We start from the raw sequence: 16,629 nt of genomic DNA on the forward strand, positions 1-16,629 counted from the left end.
TTTTACGTCTGCATCTGGTTGCTGATTCACTCCGCACAGGGAACAGAGTGGCACCGGATCGCAGACAAAACAAAGCCCGGACCAGATCGGCCCGGGCGAAATGCTTACTTACTTGGCGCGTGCTGCCATGATGGCTTCAGACACGTTGCGAGGTGCTTCGCTGTAGTGCTTGAATTCCATCGTGTAGGTGGCGCGGCCTTGCGACATGGAGCGCAGGGTCGTGGAGTAGCCGAACATTTCGGACAGGGGCACTTCAGCCTTGATGGCCTTGCCGCCACCGACCATGTCGTCCATGCCTTGCACCATGCCGCGACGGCTGGACAGGTCGCCCATCACGTTACCGGCGTAGTCTTCAGGCGTTTCCACTTCCACGGCCATCATGGGTTCCAGAATGACCGGACCGGCCTTCTTGCAACCTTCCTTGAAGCCGAAGATGGCAGCCATCTTGAACGCCAGTTCGTTCGAGTCCACATCGTGGTACGAACCGAAGTGCAGCGTGACCTTGACGTCCACCACGGGGTAGCCAGCCAGCACGCCTTGCGTCACGGCTTCGTTGATACCCTTTTCCACCGCTGGGATGAATTCGCGAGGCACCACACCGCCCTTGATCGCGTCCACAAACTCGATGCCCTTGCCGGCTTCGTTGGGTTCGATCTTGAGCACAACGTGACCGTACTGGCCCTTACCACCGGACTGGCGCACGAACTTGCCTTCGGCTTCTTCCACCGTCTTGCGGATGGTTTCGCGGTAGGCCACCTGGGGCTTGCCCACGTTGGCTTCCACGCCGAATTCACGCTTCATACGATCCACGATGATTTCGAGGTGCAGCTCGCCCATACCACCGATGATGGTCTGGCCGGATTCTTCGTCGGTCTGCACGCGGAACGATGGATCTTCTGCAGCCAGGCGCGACAGGGCGATGCCCATCTTTTCCTGGTCGGCCTTGGACTTGGGTTCCACAGCCTGACGGATCACAGGCTCGGGGAACACCATGCGCTCCAGCGTCACCACGGCGGCGGGATCACACAGGGTTTCACCCGTGGTCACGTCCTTCAGGCCCACGCAAGCAGCGATGTCACCGGCGCGGATTTCGTCCACTTCCTGGCGCTCGTTGGCGTGCATCTGCACGATACGGCCGATACGTTCCTTCTTGCCACGCACGGGGTTGTACACGGTGTCGCCCTTGGAGAGCACGCCGGAGTACACACGCACGAACGTCAGCTGACCCACGAACGGGTCGGTCATCAGCTTGAATGCCAGGGCCGAGAACTTCTCGTTGTCGTCCGCCTTGCGGGTGACTTCCTTGTCGTCTTCGTCGAAGCCGGGCACGGGAGGCACATCCAGGGGCGAAGGCATGAGTTCGATCACGGCGTCCAGCATGCGCTGCACACCCTTGTTCTTGAACGCCGTGCCGCACAGCATGGGCTGGATTTCGCCGTTGATGGTGCGCGTGCGCAGGCCTTGGGTGATCTCTTCTTCCGACAGATCGCCCTCTTCCAGGTACTTGTTCATCAGGTCTTCGGAGGCTTCAGCAGCCGCTTCGACCATCTTCTCGCGCCACTCCTTGGCCACTTCGACCAGATCAGCCGGAATGTCTTCGAAGGTGAACTTCATGCCCTGGGAGGCTTCGTCCCAGATGATTGCCTTCATCTTGCGCAGGTCAACCACGCCCTTGAAGTTGTCTTCGGCACCGATCGGGATCACGATAGGCACAGGGTTGGCCTTCAGGCGGAGCTTCATCTGGTCCACGACCTTGAAGAAGTTGGCACCGGTACGGTCCATCTTGTTCACAAAGGCCAGACGAGGCACCTTGTACTTGTTGGCCTGGCGCCAGACGGTTTCCGACTGGGGCTGCACGCCGCCCACGGCGCAGTACACCATGCAGGCGCCGTCCAGCACGCGCATGGAACGCTCCACTTCGATCGTGAAGTCCACGTGGCCGGGAGTGTCGATGATGTTGATGCGGTGCTCGGGGAAGGACATGTCCATGCCCTTCCAGAAGCAGGTGGTAGCCGCCGAGGTGATCGTGATGCCACGCTCTTGCTCTTGCTCCATCCAGTCCATGGTGGCCGCGCCGTCGTGCACTTCACCAATCTTGTGGTTCACGCCGGTGTAGAAAAGAATACGCTCGGTTGTGGTGGTCTTGCCAGCGTCAATGTGGGCCGAGATACCGATATTGCGGTAACGCTCGAGGGGGGTCTTGCGAGCCATGGTGGATCCTTGGATGGTTCGTGTTTTCGGGGGCGGGCCCAGCATTCTGGCGCTGCAACCCGTCGATTTTGTGACTGCCTGAAATCAACACAAGGCTGCAGGCAAAACGCCAGCAGCCTTGGGCCTATATCAGGGCAAATCCGCGTTTTAGAAGCGGAAGTGGCTGAATGCCTTGTTGGCTTCGGCCATGCGGTGCACTTCGTCACGCTTCTTCATGGCGCCGCCACGGCCTTCGGTGGCTTCCAGCAGTTCGTTGGCCAAGCGTTGGGCCATCGACTTTTCACCGCGCTTGCGGGCGGCTTCCTTGATCCAGCGCATGGACAGGGCCAGACGACGGACGGGACGCACTTCCACAGGCACTTGGTAGTTGGCACCGCCGACGCGGCGGGACTTCACTTCCACCATGGGCTTCACGTTGTTGATGGCAACGGTGAAGGCTTCCAGAGGGTCCTTATCGGGGTGCTTCTTCTCGATCAGTTCCAGGGCGCCGTAAATGATGCGCTCTGCAACTGCCTTCTTGCCGCCTTCCATGATCACGTTCATGAATTTGGACAGCTCTACATTGCCGAACTTGGGATCCGGCAGGATTTCACGTTTGGGGACTTCGCGACGACGTGGCATTTTTTACCTCTATCTTTGCTTCAGTTGGCATCTTTTCAGACACCGCGAGAGCCAATCTCTGGACTCCCACTTACTCGACCCGCGCAGAACACCTGCGTTTGGGGTCACTACGCTGCAACTCCGCGCCACGCGGAAAAACAGCACCGAAAATTCTTCAGACCGAAAGGGCCAGGGCTTACTTGGCCTTTGGCTTCTTCGCGCCGTACTTGGAGCGGGCTTGCTTGCGGTCTTTCACGCCTTGCAAGTCCAGCGAACCACGCACGATGTGGTAACGCACACCGGGCAAGTCCTTGACACGACCGCCGCGAACCAGCACCACGCTGTGTTCTTGCAGGTTGTGGCCTTCACCGCCGATGTAGGAGATCACCTCAAAACCGTTGGTCAGGCGCACCTTGGCGACCTTACGCAGAGCGGAGTTAGGCTTCTTAGGCGTCGTGGTGTACACACGGGTGCACACGCCACGGCGCTGTGGAGAGTTTTCCATCGCAGGGCTCTTGGACTTGGTCTTTTCGACCTCGCGCCCCTGACGGACCAGTTGATTAATGGTTGGCATGAAATACGTCCCTAAACGTGAATTTGCTTCGTGAAAGCGAAAACGTGAATCCCTTCGGAAATTCCGAAAAGCCTTCTAATGTAGCAGGATGCCCCCTCGAAGGCAAGCCTGCTGCGGCTTGCGGGGCCCCAGGGCGCCTGCTGCGATTCCGTTAACTGGCAGGTGTTGGCTGCAAAAATGGAGGCCAAAACCAGGCCCGGCGCTTGCCGGACCTGCGCAGCCAGCTATGGTTTCAGAAGTGCCCTCTTAATTTCGGCAATCCAGCCTTACTTGATCCAGAGGCGGATGGCGTCCCATGCACGGCCCAGGATGCCGGCCTGCTCCACGGCCTCCAGCGCCACCAGGGGCACTTCGCCGATGGACTGGTCGCCCAGCATGACCTTGAGGGTACCGATGGCCTGGCCCTTGGTGTAGGGCGCCACGAGCGGATCGGGGCGGGCGATCTGGGTGGTGATCTTGCCGGCGCTGCCGGACGGCACCGCCACCACGATGGCTTCTTCGCGACCGATCTTGAGGGTACTTGCAGTGCCCTTCCAGACGGCAGGCGTCGCCACGGGCTTGCCCGCATCAAACAGCTTGACCGCCTCGAACGCGGTGTAGCCCCAGTTCAGCAGCTTCTGGCTTTCGTTCGCACGCGCGTTTTCGCTCGCGGCACCCAGCACGATGGACAGCAGGCGGCGCTGGCCCACACCGGGGAGTTCACGCTTGGACGTGGCCACCAGACAGTAGCCTGCAGCGGCGGTGTGGCCGGTCTTGAGGCCGTCCACCGTGGGGTCGCGGAACAGCAGCGAATTGCGGTTGCTGCCGTTCGATGCCGGGGTGCCGGGGTAGCTGTACTGCTTGGTGGAGTAATAGTGCATGTACTCCGGGAAGTCCTTCATCAGCCGCATGGCCAGCACGGAGAGGTCGCGTGCCGTGGTGGTGTGGCCGGGTTCGGTCAGGCCTTCGGGGTTTTTGTAGCTCGTGCCCCTCATGCCCAGCGCCTGCGCCTGGTCGTTCATGAGCTTGACGAAGTTCTCGGCCGTGCCGCCCACGCCTTCGGCCAGGGCCATGGTGGCGTCGTTGCCCGACTGCACGATCATGCCCTTGATGAGGTCTTCAACCGGCACCTGCATCTTGGGGTCGATGAACATGCGCGAACCGGGCATCTTCCAGGCGCGCACGCTCACGGGCAGCTTCTGGTCCAGCGAGATCTTCTTGGAGCGCAGCGCGTCAAACACCAGGTAGCCCGTCATGAGCTTGGTGAGCGAGGCCTGCTCCACCGGCGCGTCGATGTCCTTGGCGGCCAGCACCTGGTTGGCGGTGACATCCACCAGCATGTAGGTGCGCGCGGCGATTTCGGGGGGCTGGGGCGCCTGGGCAAAAGCGCCAAAGGCAGCCGGGGCCACCGCAGCAAAGACGGCCAGGGATCGCAACGCAGACAGGATTCGTTTCATGGGACAGGAGGGGGCTGGAGAGGCTCGAAAAAAGGGTGGGAGAAAAGGCGGGAGAGGGAGGACGGCAGACGGCCGGAGCCGGTCCGGGCGGCGCCCCTCAGGCGCCCGATTGCAGGTGGCGGACCACCAGGTTCTTCAGAAGCGGCAATTGTCCGTGAAAGAAATGACCGCCCGCGGGGACGACTGTGACAGGCAGTATCTGGGGCCGGGCCCAGTCCATCACGGCCGACAGCGGCACGGTGTCGTCCTGCTCGCCGTGCACGACCAGCGTGCGCAGGTGGGCGTCGGGCGGCACCGGGGCCACCGTGAAGCGGCTGGCGGCCGTGCCGACCAGCACGGCCTTTTCCACGCGTTGCGTGGGCCAGAGGGCCTCCAGGGCGTGGCTGGTGACAAACGCACCGAAAGAAAACCCCGCCAGCGCCAGGGATTGCCCCTCGGCGGCGGGCGCCACCTGCTCCACCACGGCCAGCAGGTCTTGCAACTCGCCCCGGCCCTCGTCGTACACGCCGGCCGTGGCGCCCACGCCGCGGAAGTTGAAGCGCACCGCCGTCCAGCCACACTGCACAAACGCACGCGCCAGGGTCTGCACCACCTTGTTGTCCATGGTGCCGCCAAACAGCGGATGGGGGTGGGCAATGATGGCGACGCCACGGGGCGCCGCGCCATCGGCCAGGGCGGCGCTGTCGCGCACGGCCTCGATGGCACCTGCGGGGCCGGACAGGGTCAGGCGTTCGGTCTGGGCATTCACGGATTTGCTACTCAATCAATAGCAACAGGGGCATGATCCACTAGCGCCTGCTACCAAAATCGTTCCAAGACAGGGATGGAGCCGCACTCAGCGGCCAAGTTCCGCTGGTGTGACCAGACGTTCCACCACCTGGCCGTTCTTGAGGTGCGATTCGACGATTTCGTCGATGTCCGCCGCGTCCACATAGGTGTACCAGGTGCCCTCGGGGTAGACCACCGCCACGGGGCCACCCGCGCAGCGGTCCAGGCAACCGGCCTTGTTCACACGCACCTTGCCGGCACCCGCCAGCCCGGCGGCCTTGACCTGGGCCTTGCAGCGGTCAAAACCTGCCTGTGCGTTGTGGTGGGCGCAGCTGTCTTCACCGTTGGTGCGCTCGTTGAGGCAGAAGAAGATGTGGCGCTGGTAGTAACCGGGCGCTGCGGCCGGTGCGGAAGGGGTGTCGCTCATCCCTGCATTTTAAGGACCCCTGCCTCTCCCAGCGGGCGAGGCCACGCCCCAAGCCCCTGCCCGGCCACACAGAAAGCAGGAGGCCATCGCCCTGCGACTCAGACCCCGCCCCCACGCCGGGACACCCGAAACACCACATACAGCAGCGTCAGGTAGGGCCACAGCCAGCCCAGCCACTGTCCCAGACCATAAAAGCGGATGAAACGGCCCTGCTCCCAGATCTGCAGCGTCTGGGCAAAGTAGGCACTGGTGGGCGCCTGGTTCAGCAGTGCCAGATGCCAGGTGAGCGCCAGCAGCAGCACGGCAGCGCAGGCACGGCGCGGCAGGGCCAGCATCAGCAGGGCCAACGCCAGCGCCGCCCACACGCCCACGCGCACGGGCAGGTCCATCCACTCCCAGGCGTGCACGGGGCCCCAGCTGAGTGCGGCCGACAGAGCGGTCAGCACGATGCCCACCCCCACCACCGCCAGCGCAAACAGGGCGCGCCGCCCCATCTGGCGGATCACGCAATACCCCAGCAGGCAGGGAATCAGCAGCCCCAGGGTGACGCAGAGCAGCTCGCCGCTGGGCGACAGCGGGTCCAGCTCGGTCTCGCGCAGGGGGAGCCACTCCAGGAACGGCGTATCGGCCAGCAGGTCGATGAGTGCAGCCTCCAGCCGCTCCAGCACCTGACCGAGGCCAAACGGCACCGCGGCCGGAAACAGCAGCGCCAGCGGCCACAGCGCCAGCAGCACCATGCCGCCCGACGCATCGGACACAAACCAGCGCGCCCTGAAGTCGCTCCAGCGGTCGAGCGCGCCCAGCCGCTCCAGCAGTGCGGCGCTCAGCGCACCGGCCAGCGTGCCCAGCGCGTTGAGGGCCAGGTCCAGGTTGGAGGGCACGCGCCGGGGCAGGTAGATCTGCAGAAACTCCATGCACAGCGACAGCAGCGTGCCCGCCAGCGTGGCCAGCGCCACCGCCCACAGCACATGCCGCCAGCCCGAGCGCAACAGGCCCAGCACCAGCAGGAAGCCCAGGGGCGCGTAGCCCACGAGGTTGGTCACCACGTCAAACCCCGTCCAGTACGGCGGGGGGATCCGCGCAAACAAAAAGACCAGGGGGTCAATGCCCTGTTCGCGCCACCCGTCAAACGGGAACAGGCTGGCAAAGACGATCAGCGCCGTGTACGTCAGCGCGAGCGGCCAGGCAGAGGTTTTGTGCATGCGCCCTCTGCGTCTCCGTCAGAAGGGCTTGACCACCACCAGCACCACGGCCACCAGCAGCAGCAGCACGGGTGCTTCGTTGAACCAGCGGAACCACACATGGCTGCGGCGGCTGGTGCCGTCGGCCAGCTTGCGCAGCAGCACGCTGCACGCGTGGTGGTAACCGATGACCAGCACCACCACGGCCAGCTTGGCGTGCATCCAGCCATTGCCCGGGCCCCGGCCAATACCGTAGCCCAGCCACAGCCACAGCCCCAGTGCAATGGCGGGCACGGCCAGCAGAGTGGTAAAGCGCATCAGCTTGCGCGCCATGAGCAGCAGGCGGTCGCGCTCGGCGGCCGAGCCGGGCGCCACCATCGCCAGATTGACGAAGATGCGCGGCAAATAGAACAGGCCCGCAAACCAGCTGGCCACGAAAACGATGTGAAAGGCTTTGACCCAGAGCATGGGGGCAGTTTACGGGCCTACGCCACTCTGACGGGCCAACCCCAAAAAAAAGCCCGGCAGATCCGCCGGGCCGGGAAAGCCTGTGCCGCATCGCTGCAGCCCAGGTCCCGCTCAGGGAGGAAAAGCGGGGGGCGGCAAGCCGCCCGGCACCAATCTAGCACTGGGCATGGGCGGTTACAAGCGGCTTTTCCACAGCGTGCCCGGAGCGCCAACGACCGCGGCCCCACCCCACGCCACCGGGGTGCGGATAGGTGCCCGGCGCCTTGGGGAGGGCTTCATAATCCGATGATGCACCTCCAAAGCCCTGCCCCATTCCCCCAGAACCGCCCCCGCCGCCTGCGCCGCGATGCCTTCACCCGCCGCCTGGTGCGCGAGAACGTAGTCACCGCGGACGACCTGATCTACCCCGTGTTCGTGCACGAGGGCACGAACCGCAGCGAGGCCGTGACCTCCATGCCCGGCGTGGACCGCCTGAGCCTGGACCTGCTGCTGCCCGTGGCCGCGGACTGCGTGAAGCTGGGCATCCCGGTGCTGGCGCTGTTCCCGGCGATTGACCCGTCGCTCAAGACACCGGATGGCAAGGAAGCCCTGAACCCCGACGGCCTGATCCCGCGCGTGGTGCGGGCGCTGAAGAAGGAGTTTCCCGACCTGGGCGTGATGACCGACGTGGCGCTGGACCCCTACACCAGCCACGGCCAGGACGGCGTGCTGGACGAGACCGGCTACATCATCAATGACGAGACGGTGGAGATCCTCACTGGCCAGGCGCTCACGCATGCCGAGGCGGGCGTGGACATCGTCGCGCCCAGCGACATGATGGACGGGCGCATCGGCGCGATCCGCGAGGCGCTGGAGGTGCAGGGCCACATCCACACCCGCATCATGGCCTACAGCGCCAAATACGCCAGCGCCTTCTACGGCCCCTTCCGCGACGCGGTGGGCACGCGCGGCGCCCTGGGCAAGGCCGACAAGAACGTGTACCAGATGGACCCCGGCAACAGCGACGAGGCCCTGCGCGAAGTGGCCATCGACATCGCCGAAGGCGCCGACATGGTGATGGTGAAACCCGGCATGCCCTACCTGGACATCGTGCGCCGCGTGAAGGACGAGTTCCACGTGCCCACCTTTGCCTACCAGGTGAGCGGCGAGTACGCCATGATCAAGGCCGCTGCCGCCAACGGCTGGCTGGACCACGACGCCGTGATGATGGAAAGCCTGCTGGCCTTCAAGCGCGCAGGCGCCGACGGCGTGCTGACCTACTTTGCGCGCGACGTGGCACGCAAGCTACAAAAATAATAGCTATCAGCGCATATTCCACTAGCGCTACCGGCGCTCTTGACTGAAACCACGGTGTCCATGCGCATCTTTCACATCCACAGCAGCGGCGTGCAGGAGCTGACGGCCCTGCCCGCCCAGATGCCGGCGCAGGGTTTCCTCTGGATCGCCTGCGCCCGTCCGGCCTTTCAGGCGCGGCTCGCCGAGATCCAGGGCCGCCTGCAGGCGCTGATCGGGCTGCAGTTGGTGGACCTGCATGTGTCCGATCTGCTCAACGCCCAGCTGCCCTCGCACTACGACTACACCTCGCAGTACGACCTGCTGGTGTTCCGCCGCCTGGCCACGGTGCAGGGCGATGCGGCGCAGGCCGGGCAGCCCGGGCCTGCTGCCCCCGCCACACCGGCCGTTGCCGCCGAGCCCGACAACAACCCCAACGCCCCGGTCAAGCGCAGCGGCCCGCCCGTGCTGCGGCGCATCGACACCAGCCCCGTGGGGTTTGCGGTGTTCGACCAGCTGCTGCTGACCGTGCACCCCACCGACTGCGCGGTGCGCGATGCCTACGCGACGCGGCTGCTGGCGGCCACTCCGGCCAATGGCCATGGAATCGGCAACGGAACCAGCAGCGCCAACAATGCCAGCCACGCTCACGGCAACGCCCACGCCAGCCCCGGCATGGGCGAGGGCCGCAGCAGCCCCATCTCGGGCTCGCGCCTGCCCACCAGTCCCGCCGACCTGATGCTGCGCGTGGTCAACCAGATGGTGGACGGCTACCTGGACCTGCGCCGCGAACTCACCCGCCAGCTGGACCACTGGCAGACCGAACTGCTCAAGCCCCGCGCGCGGTACGTGAACTGGACCTCGCTGCTCGAAGCGCGCCTGTCGCTGCACATGCTCGACGAGATCTGCGAAGACCAGCGCACCGCCGTGCAGGACTGGATCGACGCGCTGGAAACCTGGGCCCTGCCCGACACCCCGGCGGGCCTGCGCGAGCTGGACCTGCTCAAGGTGCGCAGCCGCGACGTGCTGGAGCACATCGAGCGCGTGGTGCACCACGTGCGGCGCCTGGAGCAGAGCACCGAAACCGCCGTGCAGATGCACTTTTCGGTGCAGAGCAACCGCACCAACGATATCATGCGCACCCTCACGGCGCTCACGGCCGTGTTTTTGCCGCTGAACCTGATTGCGGGCATTTTCGGGATGAACTTCGAGTTCATTCCACTGGTGCACAAGGCCGATGGCTTCTGGTGGGCCATGGGGTCGATGGTGTTCATCGCGGTGTCGCTGGTGCTGCTGTTCTGGCGCAAGCGGTATCTGGCGAGGACGAGGTGACATCCCCCTGAGCGGCTGGGTCAGCACCCGTATCGCGGGGCGTCAGCCAGACCAAGGAGCGCGCGCTCTAGTGCGTTATGGCCTGGCCACCCCAAACAACCCCGCCGCGTTGTCCCACGCCACCTTGCGCGCCACATCGGCGGGCAGGCCGCCCAGCCACTGGCGGTAGCCCTGCATCAGGCTTTCGTAGTGCTGCCAGCGCTGGTTGACCCAGGTGTCCGAGCCGACCACGAAGCGCGTGGGGTACTTGAGCAGCAGCGCGCGCCAGGCGGGGCACAGCTGGTTGTCGTCGCACACCAGGCCGGGGCGGTACGAGAGTTCGCCCACCAGGCCCGGGTAGCGGGCCATCAGGGCGTCCACCCGCTCCACAGGCGCGCCGCCAATGCCGGTGTGGGCCCAGATCAGCCGGGCCTTCTGGCCTTGGGACGGGGTGTTGGCCATCAGCAGGTCGATGGCGGTGTCGTCCACATGGGCCAGCACCACCAGGTCCCGCTGTTCGGCCAGGGCCATGAGCTTTTTGGCCACGGGGCCGTTGGCGTTGGCGCTGTCGTACAGATGGAACTCGCCCAGGCCCCGGTACGGGCCGGCGGGCGTGCCCCGGGCCAGCTCGGTCTGCACCATGTCGTAGATGGTGTCGTCGGCAAACCAGCCGGTGTAGTCGGCGCGGTTGCGGTACAGCCGCACAAACGGCACCACCGCCACACCGGCCTCGCGGGTCTGCGGCAGGCCAGCCAGAGTGAGCGACCCGGCATTGGGCCGCGAGTTGGCCACGATGGCACGCACGCCGCTGGCCTTCATGCGCGCCAGCACATCGGCGGGTGGGTGCGGGCCTGAGCGGCCGTCCCAGGCTTCCTCGTTGTAGTGCAGGTGGGCGTCGAACAGGGGGCCGGTGTAGTCGGCCGCGTGGGTGGTGGTGCATAGCGCTATCAAACCCATAGCTGCCAGCGCATGACGGACTATCGCTTGGGACCAAAAACGCCTGAAATCCGCCATGTCCCCCTCCGTTGGTCGTTCGCTACCGTGTCGCCGTCTCTGTCACTGGGGCGGTCTCAGCCCAGGTGCTTGGCAAAGAAGGCCAAGGTGCGCTCGCGCGCCGTGTTGGCGGCGGCCTCGTCATAGCTGCCACGCTGGTCGCAGTTGAAGCCGTGGTCGGCGGCGTACACATGCACTTCGACCTCTGGGTGGGCCTTGCTGAAGGCCTGCACGCTGTCCAGTGGAATCCAGTGGTCGCGCTCGCCAAAGTGGGCCAGCACCGGCACCTTGGGGGTGCGGGCCACTTCTTCCGGCGTGGTCACGCCACCGCCGTAGTACGGCACAGCAGCCGACAGGCCCTGCAGCAGGCAGGCCGAGCGCCAGGTCAGCAGGCCGCCCCAGCAGTAGCCCACGATGCCCACCTTGCCGCCGCTTTGCTGCGCGGCGTAGTCGATGGCGGCCTGGACGTCGGGCAGCACGCCCGGGGCAGGCAGGGCCTCGACCGCGGCCTTCAGGCCCATGCCGGCCTGCATGTCGTCACCGGTGTAGCCCAGCTCCACCCCTTGCTTGACGCGGTGAAAGGTGGATGGCGCCACGGCCAGGTAGCCGCTGGCTGCGTAGCGGTCGGCCACCGAACGGATGTGCGAGTTCACGCCAAAAATTTCTTGCAGCACCACCACAGCGCCACGGGGTGTGCCCTCGGGCCTGGCGACCCAGGCGGGGGCCACAAAACCGTCACTCGACGTCAGATCGACAAACTGTCCCATGCTGAATGCTCCTTTGCTTTGGTAAATATGGCGCGTGAATGGGCCGCAATAGGCCCGCGATGTCGGCCAGGACGCTGCGCGGCGGGGCGCAGAACCTGTTCCAATGCGCCATTCTTGCAGGAGACCCCACCCCATGGAGAAGATCGCACTAATCACCGGCGCCAGCCGGGGCATTGGCGCCGCCACCGCACGGCTGGCCGCAAAACATGGCTGGGCCGTGGTCGTCAACTACCTCGCCAACGAGGCCGCCGCGCAGGGCGTGGTCGATACCATCCGTGCAGACGGCGGCACCGCCATCGCGGTGCAGGGCGACGTGGCGAGCGAGGCCGACATCCTGGCCATGTTCCAGGCGGTGGACACCGAGCTGGGCCGCATCAGCGCCCTGGTCAACAACGCCGGGGTGGTGGACGTGACCGCCCGGGTGGACGCAATGAGCACCGAGCGCCTGCGCCGCATGTTCGACACCAACGTGATCGGCAGCATCGTCTGCGCCCGCGAAGCCGTGCGGCGCATGAGCACGCGCCATGGCGGCAGCGGTGGCGCCATCGTCAACGTGTCCAGCGCCGCCTCGCGCCTGGGCTCGGCACACCAGTATGTGGACTACGCGGCGGCCAAGGGCGCCATCGACACCTTCACCATCGGCCTGGCGCGCGAGGTGGCGGCCGAGGGCATCCGCGTGAACGCCGTGCGCCCCGGCCTGATCGAGACCGACATCCACGCCAGCGGCGGCCTGCCCGACCGCGTGCGCGACCTCTCGCACCAGGTGCCCATGTTGCGAGGCGGCACGGCCGACGAAGTGGCCGAGGCCATCGTCTGGCTGATGTCGCCCGCAGCAAGCTATACCACCGCCACCTTGATGGATGTGTCGGGCGGGCGCTAGAAGAGAAGGCCCGGCGCCACGCTGTCGCAGGCACGCTGCAGCGCAGCATGCCCGACCGCCAAACGGCGCAGAAAACACCGCATACTCGCGCACAGCCCGGGCTGCGCCACCCTCATCGGCCGTTGGCCTGAGCCCCCCGAAGAACCACCCGCCCACTTGCCCTTGGGAGCGCCCTGATGGACCTCAAACCCCTGATCACCCTGCTGGCCATCGTGAACCCGCTGGCCATCGTGCCGTTCTTCATCCACTACACGCAGGGCTTCTCGTACCCGCAGCGGCGCCGCACCATCCAGGTGGCCAGCTTCAGCGTGTTTTGCGTGATTGCCGCCTGCGCTCTGCTGGGCCTGCAGATCCTCGACTTCTTCAACATCTCGCTGCAGAGCTTTCAGGTGGGCGGCGGCATGCTGCTGCTCATCAGCGCGATGAACATGCTCAACGCCCAGCCCGCCGAGGCCAAGCCCAGCACCAACGAGTTTGAAGAAGGCGCCGAAAAGGCCGCTGCGGGCAGCAGCATCGCCGTGGTGCCGCTCACCATCCCGTTGCTCACCGGCCCGGCCAGCATGTCCACCGTGGTGATCTACGCCGACCGCGCGCAGGGCGTCTGGCAGACGCTGGCGCTGGTGGGCTACGGCGTGGTCATCGCGCTGGCCACCGCCGTGTGTTTTGCGCTGGCCGACCCGATTGCGCGCGTGCTGGGCAAAACCGGCATCAACGTGATGACCCGGCTCATGGGCCTGATCCTGGCTGCGCTGGCGGTGGAGGTGATGGCGGACGGGCTGGGCAAGATTTTCCCGGTGTTGATCGCGCGCTGACCGCCCATGTCTGCCCGCCTGCTGCTGCTCGAAGACGACCCCGCCATCGCCCGCACCGTGGCCTATGCGCTGGAGCGCGATGGCCTGACCGTCACTCACAGTCTGCTGGTGCATGACGCGCGCCAGCAGCTGCAGCGCACCCGTTTTGACCTGCTGGTGCTGGACGTGGGCCTGCCCGACGGCAGCGGTCTGGACCTGCTGCGCGATGTCCGCCATGCGCCGCCCACCGCCGCCCTGCCCGTGCTGATGCTCAGCGCCCACGGTGAAGAGATCGACCGCGTGCTGGGCCTGGAGCTGGGCGCGGACGACTACCTGACCAAACCCTTCAGCCCGCGCGAACTGGCCGCCCGCGTGAAGGCGCTGCTGCGCCGCGCGGGCCACGTGAACGGAAATGGCAACGGCCACCCGGCCTCAGCACCCGCCACCTCGGCCGCTGCGTCTTTCCACGACGACGAGGCCGGCCAGCGCATCAGCCTGCGCGGCCAGGCCCTGCCGCTGACCCGGCGCGAATACCGTCTGCTGTCCCACCTGCTGCGTGGCGCAGGCCGCATCCATTCGCGCGACGCCCTGCTGGCCGCCGCCTGGGGCGACGACAGCGAAAGCACCGACCGCACGGTAGACACCCACATCAAGACCCTGCGCGCCAAGCTGCGCGAGGTGGACCCGGCGCGCGAGTACATCAGCACCCACCGGGGCATGGGTTACTGCCTGGACATCTGAAGCCCAATTGGCCGCTGGCGCATATCTATCAAGCGCTGAAAGCTATTGTTTTTGAAGTAACGCACCATGCGCCTCGGCATCCGCCTGCTGTTCGCCTTCTTCCTCATCAACGGCATCGCCGCGTTCTTTGTGCTGCGCGTGTTCATGGCCGAGATCAAACCCAGCGTGCGCGAGGTGATGGAGGACATGATGGTGGACACGGCCAACATCCTGGCCGAGCTGGCCAGTGAAGACCTGGCCGCCGGGCGGCTGGCGGCAGAGGCCAACAACAGCAGCACCAGCCCGTTTGCGCAGCATGTGCGCCGCTATGCCACGCGGCCCATCGACGCGGCGATCTGGGGCTTTTCCAAGCAGTCGCTCGACTACCGCATCTACGTGACCGACACCACGGGTCGCGTGCTGTTCGACTCGGAAAACCGCGCCGTGGGCGCCGACTATTCGCGCTGGCGCGATGTGGCGCGCACGCTGCGCGGCGAATACGGCGCGCGCTCCACCCGCGATGTGGAGGACGACGACACCAGCGGCGTGATGCATGTGGCCGCGCCCATCTACGTGAACAGCCAGATCGCGGGCGTGCTCACTGTGGCCAAGCCCACGCGCACGGTGCAGCGCTTCATCGACCGGGCTGAGCGCAAGGTGTTCATGGGCGGGCTGTTGCTACTGGCGCTATCGGCCGCTGTGGGCGTGGCGGTGACGCTGTGGATGGTGTGGAACGTGCGCCGCCTGCGCGACTACGCCCTGAGCGTGCAGGGCCCTGCCGATGGCGAGCGCCACGACCCGAACCTGCCACCTCCCACGGCCCTGGCCGTGCCCGAGGTGCCCGGCGAGCTGGGCGACCTGGCCCGCGCCATGGACCGCATGCGCGCGCGGCTGGAGGGGCGCGACTACATCGAGGGCTATGTGCGCGCGCTCACGCACGAACTCAAAAGCCCCGTGGCCGCCATCCGCGGCGCGGGCGAGCTGCTGCACGATGAGCTGCCCGCCGCCGACCGCGCCGAGTTCGCAACCCAGGTGGTGCAGCAGAGCGAGCGCCTGCAGCGCATCATCGACCGGCTGCTGGAGCTGTCCAAGCTGGAGCAACGACAGCACGCCGAAGGCCGCGCGCCCGTGGCGCTGCACGACTGCGCCGAGGCCGCCATCGCCCAAACCCGCGCCCGCGCCGGGCAGCGCGGCATCACCCTGGCGCTGCAAGGGCACGGCGCTAGCGGCCCCTGGGAGGCCGAGCTAGTGACGCTGGCGCTGACCAATCTGCTGGACAACGCCATCGACTTTGCGCCCGCAGGCAGCACGGTGCGGGTGGAACTGGACGGCGCTACCGTGGCCGTGCAAGACAGCGGCCCCGGCGTGCCCGACTACGCGCTGCCGCGCCTGGGCGAGCGCTTTTTCACCACCGCACGGCCGGGCGGCGAGCGCAGCGGATCGGGCCTGGGGCTGGCGATTGTGCAGCGCGTGATGGCGCTGCACGGCGGGCAGATGGTGGCGCGCAACACGGCACCGGGGCTGCGGGTGGAGCTGGAGTTCCGCAGAGCCTAGACTGCGCTGGCCGGGAGGCGGGGCTGGGCCTGGAGGAATTCGACCAGATCGCCCACCGTGGTCACTTTGCCGAACAGGGGGTTGGCCGATGTGTCGGCCAGGCTGCGGCGGGCCCGCTGGGCCATGTCAACGACCAGGTCATCCAGGTCGTCAGCGTCCAGACGCAGGTCGCTCTGCAGGTTATCGGTCAATCTCAAAGGCACGGCAACCACGGCAGACAGGCTGCGCTGTAGTTCCTCGTACACCGCGCGCACCACCCAGGTGTCCACCCGCCGGCAGTCGATGGAGCGGGCAAGCTGGCAAATCGACTCCCCGGCGCGGCCTTGCGCCATGCGGGCCAGGCGCAGGGCCTCGCGCCGGCTCAGGACGGCCACCAGGCTGCCGAGCGCCAGGAGCGAGCCGCTCACCGCCACGGGATGCGTCCAGAACACGGCCATGAAGGCCACCGCCATCACGGCCAGAAAGCACCGCGCCGGCCAGCGCAAGGGCGGGCGGACAGCCACCGGAGGCATGAAACGGGACGCTGTATTTCGCATGGCACTCCCCAGGTGGATGACACAGGCGGTCGATTCTGCCAGTGCCCCACTTCGCACTTCGCACGTCACCCCCGCCACTTCACACTGGCTTCACAAACTTCATAGCGCCCTCACAGCGCGCCACAACACTGCCTCCACAA

The 16,629-nt window shown here is 66.2% G+C and carries 17 protein-coding genes; 6 read left to right on the forward strand and 11 right to left on the reverse strand.

Annotated elements, in window-relative coordinates; translation table 11 throughout:
* Positions 1-108: 108 nt before the first annotated feature.
* The 8 genes from fusA to ACT531_RS02535 all read right to left on the reverse strand — a co-directional run bounded on the left by fusA (position 109) and on the right by ACT531_RS02535 (position 7,665).
* On the reverse strand, positions 109-2,211 hold the full coding sequence (gene fusA / locus ACT531_RS02500; RefSeq protein WP_015012186.1) for an elongation factor G: 2,103 nt from the start codon (positions 2,209-2,211) through the stop codon (positions 109-111).
* Between the two features lie 147 nt (positions 2,212-2,358).
* The gene (gene rpsG / locus ACT531_RS02505) at positions 2,359-2,832 is read right to left on the reverse strand and encodes a 30S ribosomal protein S7 (protein WP_005798541.1); all 474 of its coding nucleotides are present in this window, start codon (positions 2,830-2,832) and stop codon (positions 2,359-2,361) included.
* A 175-nt stretch (positions 2,833-3,007) separates the two neighbouring features.
* Positions 3,008-3,385, reverse strand: a complete 378-nt coding sequence (rpsL, locus tag ACT531_RS02510) for a 30S ribosomal protein S12 (RefSeq protein WP_015012185.1) — start codon at positions 3,383-3,385, stop codon at positions 3,008-3,010.
* Between the two features lie 266 nt (positions 3,386-3,651).
* A complete protein-coding gene (locus ACT531_RS02515) occupies positions 3,652-4,821 on the reverse strand; it encodes a D-alanyl-D-alanine carboxypeptidase family protein (RefSeq protein WP_476016352.1) in 1,170 nt (389 codons plus the stop codon).
* A gap of 97 nt (positions 4,822-4,918) precedes the next feature.
* Positions 4,919-5,569, reverse strand: a complete 651-nt coding sequence (locus ACT531_RS02520) for an alpha/beta hydrolase (protein WP_476016353.1) — start codon at positions 5,567-5,569, stop codon at positions 4,919-4,921.
* A gap of 87 nt (positions 5,570-5,656) precedes the next feature.
* A complete protein-coding gene (locus ACT531_RS02525; protein ID WP_015012182.1) occupies positions 5,657-6,016 on the reverse strand; it encodes a (2Fe-2S) ferredoxin domain-containing protein in 360 nt (119 codons plus the stop codon).
* 98 nt (positions 6,017-6,114) lie between these two features.
* Positions 6,115-7,218: a VanZ family protein gene (locus ACT531_RS02530; protein WP_476016354.1), complete on the reverse strand. Its 1,104-nt coding sequence runs from the start codon at positions 7,216-7,218 to the stop codon at positions 6,115-6,117.
* 18 nt (positions 7,219-7,236) lie between these two features.
* Positions 7,237-7,665 carry a CopD family protein gene (locus ACT531_RS02535; RefSeq protein WP_015012180.1) on the reverse strand — a complete coding sequence of 143 codons (429 nt, stop codon included), beginning with the start codon at positions 7,663-7,665 and terminating at the stop codon, positions 7,237-7,239.
* A 288-nt stretch (positions 7,666-7,953) separates the two neighbouring features.
* On the opposite strand from ACT531_RS02535, the gene hemB reads away from it, so the two are divergent.
* Together hemB and ACT531_RS02545 are read left to right on the forward strand one after the other, a co-directional pair.
* Entirely contained in the window at positions 7,954-8,961 is a 1,008-nt protein-coding gene (gene hemB, locus ACT531_RS02540; RefSeq protein ID WP_056057768.1) for a porphobilinogen synthase, read from the forward strand.
* Between the two features lie 60 nt (positions 8,962-9,021).
* Positions 9,022-10,269, forward strand: coding sequence for a magnesium transporter CorA family protein (locus tag ACT531_RS02545; RefSeq protein ID WP_476016355.1), 1,248 nt, complete (start codon positions 9,022-9,024; stop codon positions 10,267-10,269).
* A 75-nt stretch (positions 10,270-10,344) separates the two neighbouring features.
* On the opposite strand, the gene ACT531_RS02550 is transcribed toward ACT531_RS02545, so the two are convergent.
* Both ACT531_RS02550 and ACT531_RS02555 read right to left on the reverse strand, forming a co-directional pair.
* Positions 10,345-11,205 carry an amidohydrolase family protein gene (locus ACT531_RS02550; protein ID WP_476016356.1) on the reverse strand — a complete coding sequence of 287 codons (861 nt, stop codon included), beginning with the start codon at positions 11,203-11,205 and terminating at the stop codon, positions 10,345-10,347.
* A gap of 113 nt (positions 11,206-11,318) precedes the next feature.
* Positions 11,319-12,008 carry a dienelactone hydrolase family protein gene (locus ACT531_RS02555; protein WP_476016357.1) on the reverse strand — a complete coding sequence of 230 codons (690 nt, stop codon included), beginning with the start codon at positions 12,006-12,008 and terminating at the stop codon, positions 11,319-11,321.
* A gap of 133 nt (positions 12,009-12,141) precedes the next feature.
* On the opposite strand from ACT531_RS02555, the gene ACT531_RS02560 reads away from it, so the two are divergent.
* The 4 genes from ACT531_RS02560 (at position 12,142) to creC (ending at position 15,953) form a co-directional block, all read left to right on the forward strand.
* Positions 12,142-12,888, forward strand: coding sequence for an SDR family oxidoreductase (locus tag ACT531_RS02560; protein ID WP_108497344.1), 747 nt, complete (start codon positions 12,142-12,144; stop codon positions 12,886-12,888).
* Between the two features lie 176 nt (positions 12,889-13,064).
* Positions 13,065-13,700, forward strand: a complete 636-nt coding sequence (locus ACT531_RS02565) for a MarC family protein (protein ID WP_015012174.1) — start codon at positions 13,065-13,067, stop codon at positions 13,698-13,700.
* Between the two features lie 6 nt (positions 13,701-13,706).
* On the forward strand, positions 13,707-14,420 hold the full coding sequence (locus ACT531_RS02570; RefSeq protein WP_476016358.1) for a winged helix-turn-helix domain-containing protein: 714 nt from the start codon (positions 13,707-13,709) through the stop codon (positions 14,418-14,420).
* Positions 14,421-14,486: 66 nt separating this feature from the next.
* Positions 14,487-15,953, forward strand: coding sequence for a two-component system sensor histidine kinase CreC (gene creC, locus ACT531_RS02575; protein ID WP_476016359.1), 1,467 nt, complete (start codon positions 14,487-14,489; stop codon positions 15,951-15,953).
* On the opposite strand, the gene ACT531_RS02580 is transcribed toward creC, so the two are convergent.
* Entirely contained in the window at positions 15,950-16,489 is a 540-nt protein-coding gene (locus tag ACT531_RS02580; protein WP_476016360.1) for a hypothetical protein, read from the reverse strand. The genes creC and ACT531_RS02580 overlap by 4 nt on opposite strands.
* Positions 16,490-16,629: the final 140 nt, after the last annotated feature.

Source organism: Acidovorax sp. DMC1 (genome assembly GCF_056314325.1).